The organism is Aeromonas sobria (assembly GCF_006243315.1).
Lineage (GTDB): Bacteria > Pseudomonadota > Gammaproteobacteria > Enterobacterales > Aeromonadaceae > Aeromonas > Aeromonas sobria_A.
This window is the reverse complement of sequence record NZ_NKWE01000094.1, coordinates 1-13,047: the sequence shown is the minus strand read 5'-3', so window position 1 is coordinate 13,047 and position 13,047 is coordinate 1. Positions and strand designations below refer to the sequence as shown.

The 13,047-nt window shown below is 55.7% G+C and carries 10 protein-coding genes; 6 read left to right on the top strand and 4 right to left on the bottom strand.

Features of this window, described 5'->3' with window-relative positions; translation table 11 throughout:
- On the bottom strand, positions 1–292 hold a 292-nt coding region (locus tag CF137_RS21885; protein WP_139721652.1), incomplete at its 3' end, for an FAD-dependent oxidoreductase.
- A gap of 471 nt (positions 293–763) precedes the next feature.
- Between CF137_RS21885 and CF137_RS21880 the strand changes: the two genes are divergently transcribed.
- The 5 genes from CF137_RS21880 (at position 764) to rplY (ending at position 8,090) form a co-directional block, all read left to right on the top strand.
- The gene (locus tag CF137_RS21880; protein ID WP_139721650.1) at positions 764–2,056 is read left to right on the top strand and encodes an HD-GYP domain-containing protein; all 1,293 of its coding nucleotides are present in this window, start codon (positions 764–766) and stop codon (positions 2,054–2,056) included.
- A 119-nt stretch (positions 2,057–2,175) separates the two neighbouring features.
- Positions 2,176–2,598: a CBS domain-containing protein gene (locus CF137_RS21875; RefSeq protein ID WP_101347070.1), complete on the top strand. Its 423-nt coding sequence runs from the start codon at positions 2,176–2,178 to the stop codon at positions 2,596–2,598.
- A 244-nt stretch (positions 2,599–2,842) separates the two neighbouring features.
- The gene (gene hrpA / locus CF137_RS21870; protein ID WP_139721648.1) at positions 2,843–6,754 is read left to right on the top strand and encodes an ATP-dependent RNA helicase HrpA; all 3,912 of its coding nucleotides are present in this window, start codon (positions 2,843–2,845) and stop codon (positions 6,752–6,754) included.
- 92 nt (positions 6,755–6,846) lie between these two features.
- Positions 6,847–7,689 carry a hypothetical protein gene (locus CF137_RS21865; RefSeq protein ID WP_139721646.1) on the top strand — a complete coding sequence of 281 codons (843 nt, stop codon included), beginning with the start codon at positions 6,847–6,849 and terminating at the stop codon, positions 7,687–7,689.
- A 113-nt stretch (positions 7,690–7,802) separates the two neighbouring features.
- Complete coding sequence (rplY, locus tag CF137_RS21860; RefSeq protein WP_042023867.1) at positions 7,803–8,090, top strand: 50S ribosomal protein L25; 288 nt, start codon at positions 7,803–7,805, stop codon at positions 8,088–8,090.
- A 124-nt stretch (positions 8,091–8,214) separates the two neighbouring features.
- Here rplY and CF137_RS21855 read toward each other — a convergent pair whose 3' ends face one another.
- Positions 8,215–8,610, bottom strand: a complete 396-nt coding sequence (locus tag CF137_RS21855; protein ID WP_139721644.1) for a MerR family transcriptional regulator — start codon at positions 8,608–8,610, stop codon at positions 8,215–8,217.
- A 121-nt stretch (positions 8,611–8,731) separates the two neighbouring features.
- Here CF137_RS21855 and CF137_RS21850 point away from each other — a divergent pair, with 121 nt between their 5' ends.
- Positions 8,732–9,895, top strand: a complete 1,164-nt coding sequence (locus CF137_RS21850) for a thiolase family protein (protein ID WP_139721643.1) — start codon at positions 8,732–8,734, stop codon at positions 9,893–9,895.
- Here the strand turns inward: CF137_RS21850 and CF137_RS21845 are convergent.
- Both CF137_RS21845 and CF137_RS21840 read right to left on the bottom strand, forming a co-directional pair.
- Positions 9,888–11,114, bottom strand: coding sequence for an EAL and HDOD domain-containing protein (locus tag CF137_RS21845; protein ID WP_139721641.1), 1,227 nt, complete (start codon positions 11,112–11,114; stop codon positions 9,888–9,890). The two genes, CF137_RS21850 and CF137_RS21845, sit on opposite strands and share 8 nt — an antisense overlap.
- A gap of 225 nt (positions 11,115–11,339) precedes the next feature.
- Entirely contained in the window at positions 11,340–12,641 is a 1,302-nt protein-coding gene (locus CF137_RS21840; protein ID WP_139721639.1) for an outer membrane protein transport protein, read from the bottom strand.
- Positions 12,642–13,047 lie beyond the last annotated feature (406 nt).

The following is a 13,047-nucleotide window of genomic DNA, read 5'->3' as shown; positions in this document are numbered from 1 at the left end:
GGGTGCAGTTGGCGAGCATTCTGAGCATCCAGCGCAGCTGGAAGGGGTCGGCGGTGGGGCGTACCGTGAAGGGGGCATGCTTTTGCAGCATCCACTTGGCGGCCTTGAGGGGGATGCCGGGGGCGGCCCAGGGGGCCGCATAGCCGGGGGATATCTGCCCGGCGTTGGCGTGGCTGGTTTCAAGGGCAACGCCCCCCTGCCGCTCCAGCAGGGTGACTTGATGCCCCGCCTTGGCCAGATACCAGGCACTGGTTACTCCGATCACGCCGCCACCGAGTATGACAATCTTCATACCGTCTTTCCTTGACTGATGTTCTGATGTGGCCACCACCTTAATCAGCTGCCACAGGATATTCAACCGCTCTGCGCAGGATTGGGATCTTCATCTGCCGCTATCGAACTGGCTGGTGTTTGTGGTGCTAAAAGGGCGATGCCCCAGTTATATGTTGTGTGTGGCCTAAATATGGCCAAGGGGCCTGTGGTACGTCATTCGCTGGAGCGTGGGGAAATCACTGCCAGCAGGGCGGGGGGCAAGCCTGGCAACGGGAGGATAGCGAAGCAAGGTATTGGCATGGCAGGCCGGTGTATTTTGATGGTGGTCGCCGAGTTGATTGCAGACTGGCCTTCCAACGCGTTGTGGTGACAGTACCTGCTTTATCGGGGCTATGAGGTAAAAGCGGCTTTTGTTGACTAACTTAATATTTAAGAGCGTGTAAATCGACTCATTCTATTCAGCATAACGTAGAAAATAGCACCGCATGGGATGTGGATAATGAACAATGAGCATGCAGGGACGAGCACAATTTCGTTGCAGGTAGATCTTCGCCAAGTGGTGTATGCCCTGTCGGCGTCACTCGATTTGGTGGGGATCGGTGATGTGGCTCATGGTAAGCGGGTCGGGATCATGGCTGCAGAATGTAGCCGGAACTTGGGAATGGATAATGTTGAACGCTGCTTGTTGTTCGAGTTAGGAGTGCTGCACGACATCGGTGTCTCCTCGACTATGACTCACCATCACCTTGTTAGCGAGTTCGATTGGGAGTCGTCCCAGCGCCACTGTGAGGTGGGATATCAACTACTCAAGGACTTTCGACCGCTGGCCCCTCTGGCTCTGCCCATCCGTTATCATCACACCCACTGGCATCAGCTGTGCAAGCTGCGTGAAGTCGATGGCAAGGTCGCTCTTCAGGCGAACCTTATCTTTCTGGTGGATCGCTGTGATGCGCTGGCAGCACCCTATTATGGTGATGGCACACTGTTGCTGCATACCGGTGACATTCGCGCAAAATTGCAGTCATGTAGCGGCGAGTTTTTTGCCCCCGAGCTGGTGGATGCCTTTTTGGACACCTCCCGTGCGGAAGCGTTCTGGCTGCAACTGGAAGCGAGAGCCATCAATGATTACATGTTGGAAATGTTGCGGGAGCGGGAACCTTGCTTGACCTCCAATGGAGAACTGAAAGCGCTGGCGCGGATCTTTTCCGGCATTGTTGATGCCAAGAGCCCCTTTACCATGGCCCACTCCCTGGGGGTTGCTCGTGTGTCACGTTTGTTAGCCGAAGATATGGGGGTCAGTGCGACTCATTGCGACATGCTCGAAATCGCGGGGTTATTGCACGATTTGGGCAAGCTCAGGGTGCCGGACGAAATTTTGGATAAACCCGGCCGTCTGACGGGGGCCGAGCGTGCCGTTATCAATACCCACAGCTTCGAAACTTACCAGATCTTGCGCCATATCGAGGGATTTGAAGAGATCGCCTGTTGGGCTGCCTATCACCACGAAGAGCCTGATGGAGAGGGCTACCCATTCCATCTGCCCGCCTCTGCTATGGCATTGGAGGCACGCATTTTACGGGTTGCAGATATTTTTCAGGCGATGGTGCAGGATCGGCCTTATCGGCGCGGTCTGCCCACAGGTGAGGCGCTTGCCTTTATGTTGCAACTGGCCGGTCAGGGGCGCGTCGATCCTGCAGTGGTTGCGGTCCTCGCTGATAATCTGCCAGCAATGATGCAGGCGGCTATTCCGGTTGCCAAAGCGGTTGATTTATATGACCACTAACGTGCGGGGGGCGGCGCACACCTAACCGCGAGCCAGCTATGCTTGCAATAAGCTGTACATAGCGCTTGCAGCAATGAGCGCATCAGGCCAGCGTTACTGACCACAATAGGGGAGTCGATATGGAATCGCTAAAAGCCCAAGATTATATGCAAAGCAGGCCCATTACCTTCACTGCCGACATGATGGTGCAGTCTGCGGTCGAAAAATTTTTGAACAGTCATCAACTGGGCGGCCCGGTGGTGGATGAGAAGGGGCATTTGATCGGCTGGATCTCGGAGCAGGATTGTATTGCTGTGATGCTCAAGGAGGCCTATCACTGCGAGCAAGTAGCGCAGGTCAAGGATGTGATGCGCAACGAGGTGCTGACGGTCGGACCCGATACCAGCATTCTGGCGCTGGCAGAGATGATGATGGGGCAAAAGCCGAAGATCTATCCGGTGGTGCAGGATGGACGGCTGCTCGGGGTGATCAACCGCCACAACGTGATGCAAGCCATTCACGCCCAGCTTAGCAGTTGTTTTGTCCACCATTCCCACGGCTGATCCCCAGATATCCTCTTCCTCAAAGCAGGCTTCGGCCTGCTTTGGCTATATTGGGGCATCAATTCGCGATCATGTATGCCACCACGTAATAGTGTTCCAATTCGTGCACTGATCATCAGTGGCACATCCCGGCCGCTAGGCTTGCATGATGTTAGGGCTTGCACCTGTGTCACTCGCTCTTTAGGATCTGCCGCAGCTTATCGATATGGCCCTTTGTCGGGCTCTCATTTAAGGAATTCGTACCTTGTCTCTCTCTATCGAGGCGCTGCGCCGCCGCCTTTCCGCCTGCATGAACCTCGACGCACGTCGTCTCTCCAGCCGTCTGCACGGGGTCAAGAAACTGCCGGAGGCTAAGCAGACTGCTGTGCTTGAGACCATTGCTGCTGATCTGGACAGCGCACAGGCGCGCTATCAGTCGCGTCTGACCGGTGTGCCCAAGGTCACCTATCCAGCCAACCTGCCGGTCAGTCAGAAGCAGGGGGAGATCGCCAAAGCGATCAGTGAACATCAGGTGGTGATCATCGCCGGGGAAACCGGTTCGGGCAAAACCACCCAGATCCCCAAGATTTGTCTGGCCCTCGGGCGCGGGGTGAAGGGCTTTATCGGCCACACCCAGCCGCGCCGCTTGGCGGCCCGAACCGTGGCTGCGCGTATTGCCGAGGAGATGGAGTCCGAGCTGGGTCAATATGTGGGTTACAAGGTGCGCTTTACCGATCAGGTGAGCGAGCAGACCCACATCAAGCTGATGACAGACGGTATTTTGCTGGCAGAGATCCAGAATGACCGGATGCTCACCCAGTACGACACCATCATCATCGATGAAGCGCACGAGCGCAGTCTCAACATCGACTTCATTCTGGGTTACCTCAAGCAACTGCTGCCACGGCGCCCGGATCTCAAGGTGATCATCACCTCGGCCACTATCGATCCGCAGCGTTTCTCTCGCCATTTCAACAAGGCGCCGGTGATCGAGGTCTCCGGCAGGACCTATCCCGTTGATGTGCGTTATCGCCCCCTTGCCAGTGATAAAAGTGAAGGGTTGGAGGAGCGCGACGAGCTGCAGGGGATCTTCGACGCGGTAGAAGAGCTGGCCCGTGAAGGGCTGGGGGACATCCTGATCTTCATGAACGGTGAGCGGGAGATCCGTGATACCGCCGATGCCTTGCGCAAGCTCAATCTGCGCGACACTGAGGTGTTGCCGCTCTACGCCCGTCTCTCCAACGCCGAGCAGAACAAGGTGTTCCAGCAGCATGCAGGACGGCGTATCGTGCTCGCCACCAACGTGGCAGAGACCTCACTCACAGTGCCGGGCATCCGCTATGTCATCGATCCGGGTACTGCCCGGATCAGCCGTTACTCCTGGCGTACCAAGGTGCAGCGTCTGCCTATCGAGGCGGTCTCCCAGGCCAGTGCCAACCAGCGTAAAGGGCGTTGTGGCCGGGTGGCGGACGGTATCTGTATCCGGCTTTACTCGGAGGAGGACTTCAACAGCCGTCCGGCCTTTACCGATCCCGAGATCCTGCGTACCAACCTGGCGTCGGTCATCTTGCAGATGCTGGCGCTGGGGCTTGGCAATATGGAAGCCTTCCCCTTCGTTGAGCCACCCGAGTCGCGTCATATCAAGGATGGCCTGACGCTGCTCAAAGAGCTGGGGGCAGTACGTGAACTGCCGGCCCGTGAATCACAAGGGCAGGAGCTGGAAGCCAAACTGCAACTGACCGATACCGGTCGTCAGCTGTCGCGCATTCCCCTGGATCCCCGTCTGGCGAAGATGGTGATCACCGCAGCGCAAACCGGTTGTTTGAGTGAGGTGATGGTGATCACCGCCGGTCTCAGTATCCAGGACCCTCGCGAGCGGCCGATGGAGAAAAAGCAGGCCGCCGACGAGCAACACAGACGGTTTGAAGACAAAGACTCGGATTTTCTCGCCTTCGTGAATCTGTGGAACTACCTCAAAGAGCAGCAGGATCTGCTGGGCAGCAACCCGTTCCGTCGCATGTGCCAGAAGGAGTTTCTCTCCTCCCTGCGGGTTCGTGAATGGCAGGATATCCACTTCCAGTTGCGCCAGACGGTGAAAGAGTTGGGTTTTAAAGCCAACCATGAACCGGCAGACTTCAAGACGGTGCACTGCGCGCTGTTGACCGGGTTGCTAAGCCATATCGGTAACAAGGATCTGGAAAAACCGGAGTTTCTCGGCGCGCGCAACGGCCGTTTTCACCTCTTCCCGGCTTCGGGTCTGTTCAAGAAGCCGCCCAAGTGGGTGATGGCCGCCGAGCTGGTGGAAACGTCACGGCTCTACGCCCGGGTCAACGCCAAGATCGAACCGGAATGGGTGGAGCCGCTGGCGGCGCATCTGATTAAATTGCACCACAGCGACCCACACTGGTCGAAGAAAAATGGCGCCGTGATGGCCAAGGAGAAGGTCACCCTCTATGGTCTGACCCTGGTCAATGAGCGGACCATCAACTTCAGCACCCTGGATCCGGCCCTGTGCCGTGAGTTGTTTATTCGCCGCGCGCTGGTGGAGGGGGATTTCGAGACCCGTCACCGCTTCTTTGGCGAAAACCGCAAGTTGCTAGCCGAGGTGGAGGCGCTGGAGCACAAATCCCGTCGCCGCGACATTTTGGTGGATGATGAGGATCTGTTCCGCTTCTACGATGCCCGTTTGCCGGAGGGGGTGATATCAAGCCGCCACTTCGACAAATGGTGGAAGGAGGCCCACAAGCAGGATCCCGAGCTGCTCAACTTCGAGAAAGAGATGTTAATGAAGGGCGATGCGGCCCACATCAGTGATCTTGATTATCCCAACTTCTGGCAGCAAGGGCGGCTCAAGCTCAAGTTGAGCTATCAGTTTGAACCGGGGGAGGCGGCCGATGGCGTCACCCTGCATATTCCGTTGCCGCTACTGAATCAGGTCGACGTGCAGGGGTTTGAGTGGCTGATCCCCGGGCTGCGCCATGAGCTGTTGGTCGCGCTGATCAAGTCGATGCCAAAGCCGATGCGCAAAAACTTCGTACCGGCGCCCAACTATGCCGATGCGCTGCTGGCCAGCCTTAATCCCGAGCAGGGGCCGCTGTTGGACGAGATGGAGCGCCAATTACGGCGGATGACCGGTGTCACAGTGCCTCGCGAGTCGTGGGACTGGAATGCGGTGCCCGATCACCTGAAGCTCACCTTCCGGGTGGTGGATGACAAGCACAAACAGGTGGCGGAAGGGAAAGATCTGGACGCGCTGAAAGAATCCCTGCGTGGCAAGGTGCAGGAGACCTTGTCGCAAGTTGCGGATGACGATATCGAACAATCCGGCCTGACCCTCTGGAGCTTTGGCGAGTTGCCGCAGGAGTACAGCCAGAAGCGGGGCGGTTTCGAAGTGAAGGCTTATCCGGCGCTGGTGGATGAGAAAGACTCGGTCTCCATTCAGCTGGTGGAGAGTCCGGTGGCCCAGCAACAACTGATGTGGGCAGGTCAGCGCCGGCTGGTGCTGCTCAACGTGCCTTCTCCCATCAAGTACCTGCAAGAAAAGCTGCCCAACAAGGCCAAGCTGGGGCTCTATTTCAACCCGTTTGGTAAGGTGGCCGAACTGATCGATGACTGTATTGCCTGCGGTTGCGACAAGTTGATCGCCCAGCATGGTGGATTGGCATGGGATGAGGCCGGTTTTGAGGGGCTCAAAGAGTTTGTCCGAGCCGAGCTCAACGATGCCGTGGTGGAGGTGGCCAAGCAGGTAGAGGCAGTGCTGACCCTCTCCCATGAGATCAAGAAGCGGCTCAAGGGCAAGATGCAGCTCGATACCGCGTTTGCCATGTCAGATATTCAGCTCCAGCTCGACAAATTGATCCATAAAGGCTTTGTGACCGAGACCGGCTGGCAGCGGCTGCCGGACTTGTTGCGTTACTTGCGCGCCATTGAGCGCAGGATGGAGAAGCTGGCCATCGATCCCAACCGGGATCGGGTCTACATGCTCAAGGTGCAGAGCGTGGAGAGCGATTACAAGGGGCTGCTGGCCAAGATCCCCAAATCCCAGCTGGTACCGACCGAGGTGGCCAATATCCGCTGGATGATCGAGGAGCTGCGGGTGTCATTTTTTGCCCAGAATCTGGGGACCCCCTATCCGGTTTCAGATAAACGGGTGCTTAACGCCATTGCGCAGTGCTAAGCTGCTATCTGTCTGTTTTAACAGCGTGATATAGAGCATGAGAAGGGGCTGCTGTGTGGCGGCTCCCTTCCTCTGGGGATCAGGAGGCAAGGATGCTGGGGATCTGGTTAGGTGTCGCACAGGTGATGATCAGCGGCTATCAACCCATTGCGGAACACACATGGGTGCAATTAAACCCGGAATACTACCCATTGGCGCGTACCCCGCCTGCGATGTTTGTTGCCTGGCGCGGCAATCAGTTTCCGCCTTTGGCTCAAAAGCAGAAACAGGGTCGCTGGCAGATCCTGTTTCCTGCCAGATTAGTGCCCCCCTTTGATCTGTTCGAGGGGGAGGCGCAGCTTTCCAAAACCTATCTGGCAAGGTTGCAGCGTATCGATGAGATGGCCTATGGGGTCGCGCCCGGCCAGGCCGTTGCCATGATGCGGCATGGGAGTCGTTCACCGGTTGATGTTGATACTGCGCAGTCTGCGACCCCTTTTATCGCCGAGTTTCATATCCCCCAAGGGGCGTTTGGCGGCATTGATATTCCCATCCCCGCTGACAATAGCGAACCCCTGCTGGCAACGCTGGGGCTGACGCCTGCCGACATGACGCTGGCCAGTCCCGTGGCTGAGTCATCAGTGACCAGCGATACCATGCTCACCCTCTCTGCTCCGGCAGCGGGTATGCAGCATACGGTGTGCCATCAGGTCGCCGCGGGCGAGACCCTGTGGCGCATTGCCAATCAGTTATCCAGTGCCCAAGGGGCGGATACCTATAGCTATTTGCTGGCGCTGGTAGCCGAAAATCAGGGGCGGCTCGGTAACAGCATCCATGTCAGGACGGGGGATGGACTTTATTGCCCTCGCGCCGAGACACTGGCGCAGTTTGATGCCCTGAGTCCGGCCCAGCGCCAGCAGCAATTTGCCCGCCTGGAGCAGGGGCCGCGGAGGTAAGGGGCATCTACCTTGTATCCCTATTTAGCCCGTGGTAGTATTCGCGCTCGTTTTGCGAGGTGTTGACCGGTCGCAGTCAACACCATAAATTCATCTTAAAAGAGATACACACTATGTCTTTCGTATTCCAAGCTGAAGTCCGTACTGACCTGGGGAAAGGTGCGAGCCGCCGCCTGCGTCACGCTGACCAAGTTCCTGCCATCATCTACGGTGCTGGTAAAGAAGCGCTGTCCATCGCTGTTGACCACAAGAAAATTGTTCTGGCTCAAGAGAAGCCGGAATTCTATGAGTCTGTATTGACCATGGTTATCAATGGCGAAGAAGTTAACGTAAAAGTGAAAGCTATCCAGCGTCACCCTGTACGTTACAAGCTGGTTCACCTGGACTTCGTTCGCGTTTAATCGCGAGCTATTCAGTTGAAGAAAAAGCCACTCTCAGGAGTGGCTTTTTGCTATCTGGTAGTTAATAACGCCAGCCAGCAGTGACCCGAAGCATGAGGTGCCGGGCGGTGCTAGTTGATCCAGGCTATCTCAATTGACCGAGTGCTTGCTGGCAACGCTGTTCGGCAGCATCCAGCTCCAGCAGTACCATCCTGATATCTTCCATCTGCTGTTGCAGCGTCTCCCGCTTCTCTGCGACCAGCCCCAGCATGGTCTGCAGCTGGCTGCGGCTGCTCTTGTCGGCATCGTAGAGATCAAACAATTCGCGGATCTCCGCCAGACTGAAACCAAGCCGTTTGCCACGCAAGGTGAGCTTGAGGCGTACCCGATCCTGCTTGCTGTAGATCCGGGTCTGACCCTCTCTGCCTGGTTCCAGTAGACCCTGATCTTCATAGAAGCGAATGCTGCGCGTTGTAATATCAAATTCCCGGGCCAGCTCACTGATGCTGTAGCGCCGTTTATCATCCTTGCTCTTGTTCATACAGGCTTCTTGGCGAACGTTCCTGATGGGCACCTTACCTAAACGTAAACGGCACTGCAACTCTTGTTCCATCGCGCCAGACCGCCTATGTTATGGCCATGTATCAAGGAAGGATCTGCAGATGGATATTGTGATTGTGGCGGCAAAGCGTACCCCCATGGGGGCATTTCAGGGGGCCTTGGCCGCGATGACGGCCCCTGAGCTGGGGGCCTGCGCCATTGCGGCGGCACTGACTCAAAGCGGGCTTGATCCTGCGCAGATCGATGAAGGGTTCATGGGTAACGTGCTGGTTGCAGGGATGGGCCAAGCGCCAGCCAGACAGGCGCTGTTGAAGGCTGGGCTGCCTGCTAGTGTACCCGCCACCACGGTCAACAAGGTGTGCGGTTCAGGCATGAAGGCGGTGATGCTGGCGGCAGACTCCATTCGCCTGGGAGATAACCGGGTGGTGGTGGCGGGCGGAATGGAGAGCATGAGCCGCGCGCCCTATTTGCTGGAGAATGCTCGCAGCGGCTTTCGGATGGGTCATCAGCAGGTGCTGGACCACCTGTTTCTTGATGGCTTGCAGGATGCCTATGATGGCCAGCTGATGGGCGTGCATGCCCAGCACAGTGCGGATCATGCCGGGCTGACCCGCAGCGCCATGGATGCGTTTGCTCTGGCATCATTGCAACGGGCTCGTCAGGCGCAGCAAGCGGGCTCTTTTGCCATGGAGCTGGCGCCGTGTTATCGCGATGGCCAGCTGTTGCTGGCCGAAGATGAACAGCCGGGCAAGGGGCGACCGGATAAAATACCTACCCTGAAACCGGCGTTTGGCAAGGGCGGAACCATCACAGCGGCCAATTCGAGCTCAATCTCGGATGGCGCAGCGGCGCTGATCTTGATGGATGGCGCTACCGCGCGCGCGCGGCAGATACCGGTGCTGGCACGGATTGTCGGTTATCAGAGCCATGCAGCGTTGCCTGCCGAGTTTACCTCTGCACCTATCGGCGCAATATCACGCTTGCTTGAACGGTTGGCCTGGTCGGTGGACGAGGTGGATCTGTTCGAGATCAACGAGGCCTTTGCCATGGTCACCATGCTGGCCATGAGCGGTTGTGGCATTCCTCATCACAAGGTCAATGTGCATGGCGGGGCTTGTGCGCTGGGGCATCCGCTGGGAGCGAGCGGCGCGCGTATTCTGGTGACGCTGATCACTGCGTTGAGACAAGGGGGCTTGCGTCGGGGGGTGGCTACCCTCTGTATCGGTGGCGGGGAGGCGACCGCCATCGCGGTTGAAGTCATTTAACCGGGGCGGTCATCGCTTGCCACTGTTCATTAACCCAGGCGGTTGCCGTCAGGTAGAGGTGACTCACCTTGTCCTCATTGAGCCCTAACTGCGCTGTCTTGGCGGTGATCCGCGACCAGTTGGCATTTTCATAATCTTCACAAAACGCCAGATAAAAACCGAGGTTGCCTTGGCGTTTCAGCAACGCCAGCCGGATATCTTCGACTAAGGGGATAGTCCCCAGTAGCTTGTCCATGGGTTGTTCCATCAACACATCCAGCAAAGAGAAAAGGCCGGTAATAAAGGCTTGTTGTGACTGCTGGGCCGGGGCATGGGCATGGGCGAGCAGCTCGCAGAAACGTGCTCTGATCAGCGACATCTGGTAGAGCTCGGCGCTCTTGCCCTTACCTGCACTGGTGGTGGCGATCAGCGAAACAAAACGTTTTAGCTGGGTGTCACCGAGGTAGATGGCTGCCTGGCGAAACGAGGAGATAGGGTTGCTCTGCCCTTTGAGGTGGTTGACGTAGCGTAGCAGCTTGAGCGAGAGGGACACATCCTGGCTCAATAACTGTTCAATCCGGTTAAAGTCCGGATCGGCTTCGTTGACCACATTGAGCAACTGCATCACCACGACTTGGGCTGGTGCCATGGTGGCCTGCTTGACCATCTCTGGGCGGCTAAAGAAAAAGCCCTGGAACAGCTGGATCCCCATGCTTTTGACCCGTTCGAACTCGGCCTTGTCCTCCACTTTTTCTGCCAGATAGGTTAATCCAAGTGATGTATGACGTTGGATAAACACCTTGATCATCAGCAACGACGTGGCACGCAAATCAAACTTGATGATATGGATAAAGGGGAGAAAACGCTCCCAATCCGGCGACATGGTGAAGTCATCGAGCGCCAGCTGATAACCCAGTTTGTGCAGCTGTTTCACCTTTTCCAGCAACGCATCATCCGGCGGCGAGTCTTCCAGAATTTCGATCACTACTTTTTCGGGCGGCAGGCACTCTGCCAAGCCTTCCAACAGCAGTGAGTGAGGGAAGTTGATAAAGCAGGGCAGGCCACCCAGCAGCTGATCGATGTTCTGTTGCAGGAATTGTTCGACCACCAGACGCGAGGTTGCCTGCTGGGAGGAGATACCAGGGAAGACGTTATTCAGACTATCGCGAAAGAGCAGCTCATAGGCATAAGTATTGAGGTCTCTATCGAGTATTGGCTGCCTTGCTACGTAGGAATACATGCCTTGCTCCAGTATGGGTACTGGGTTGAGTTTATGGTGTAGCAGAACACTATGCCAGTGCTCACCATATGGAGTAAGGCAATAATTGGCATAGTGTTTTTCTGCAGGGAAGGAATTTAGAAGAGATAGCTCAATTGATCGCCAACCAGGCATCGTCGTGCGCTGAAACAATTTTCGGGGACAAAAAAAGAGCGCCTGGCGGCGCTCTTTCAAATCGGTCAAGCATCAGAACTTCATGTTGAAGCCAACAGACGCCAGGAATGCATCGCCATGGGAAGTACCGACCCAGTGCGGGTTTGTTTGGCTTGCAGGGCCATGAGTAACAAGACCTTCATCAACGTCAACTTTCTTGCCATCGATATAGGTCAGGCCGAAGTCCAAGCTCATATCCGGGTTGAAGTGGTAAGTTGTACCGGCGCTATACCAGATACGATCAGAGTCAGGAATGCTCAAGCTGCGATATTCAGCTTCGATCGGGGTCTTGTCATAAGCAAAGCCCAAACGCGCTTCCCAAGCAGGGTTGATGTACCAAGTACCTCCGATGGCATAACGAGTAGAGTCTTTGAATTTCTCATCCTTTTGCAGACATATACCATCTTTGCATTGAGAACTGGTTGCCTTCAGTTCTTCAAATGCACTCCAATCGGTCCAGTTGACGGAGTAGTGAACGGCAAACTGCTGGTTCAGGCGGTGATAACCGGCAAACTCGGCTTGAGCAGGCAAATCAAGCTTCAGATTGCCATCAACGGTTTTGTAACCCGATCTAGTGCCATTAAAATCACCATCGAAGCTGAGATCTACTTGGGAGCGGTAGGTCAGCGCAAAGCGATGATTTTCATTAACTTCATAGAGAGTGCCAACGTTCCAGCCAAAGCCCCATGTATCACCTTTAAGACTTGAAATATTTTTATCTGCACTATGAGGAATGCCTGTTCCGCCCTGACTCGTCGGGCGAGACAGCGCAGGAGCCAAGGCTCCGGCATAACGATTTAATTCGGCGGAACCGTAAACGGCATTAATCCCCGCGCCGATACTGAATTGCTCATTGATTCGATATGCAATGTTGGGGTTGATATTCAAAGTAATGAGGGAGGTATCACCTGCCCCTGCACCAGCCGCGAAACTCTTGTCGTATTCAGTAGACAAACCGTAGTTGGAGAAGAGGCCGATACCCCAAGCCCACTGGTCATTTAACGGTTGAATAAAGTAAGAGGCGGGAACAAAGGCTGCGGGAGCAATGCCAGATGCGCTGGCAGGAACGACACCGGCGACTTTGCCTTCAACATCCACATCCGGCTTGATATAGGTGCCGGAGACGGAGACCGCCATCTTGTCGAAGGTGGTCATGGCTGCCGGGTTACGGGCCAGCACGGAGGCGTTATCGGCGATGGCTGCTTCGCCTGCATAGGCGCGACCCAGACCGGAGGCTGAGTGCTCGTTCAACTGGAATGCCGCAGCATGGACTTGACCGGTGGCCAGTGCGATGGTGGCGGCAATCAGGCTCTTCTTGAAAATAGTTGTCGTCATGGAGTTCTCTCTTGTAGGCAGATTTTTTTGCCAATGAAGGCTGCACGTCCGGTGCAGATCACGGCAAAATCCGTTTTTATTTCAGCTTCTTCTTGTCAATTCTGGTTCGATTCTATGGATCTGGTAGGAGGTAAGAAATCAGACCAGTGACAGCAGAATACATAAAAGTGACTACTGTGTTAATCATTTGTTTTAACTTGCTGTTTAATTCATCACTTTCAAGGGGTAACGCCGGATTATTGACCGAGATAACCGATCCCGGTCACAAAAATAATTTTACTGATTTTTCGGAATTTTGAGGCAAATCAGGGCGTTGTTGCCCAAATCGATGCAGCTTGAATGGAACTAACTGAGGGCGCGGTGATCTGATCACCACCACCCTCTTCAAGTCTGCATCATGGGCACG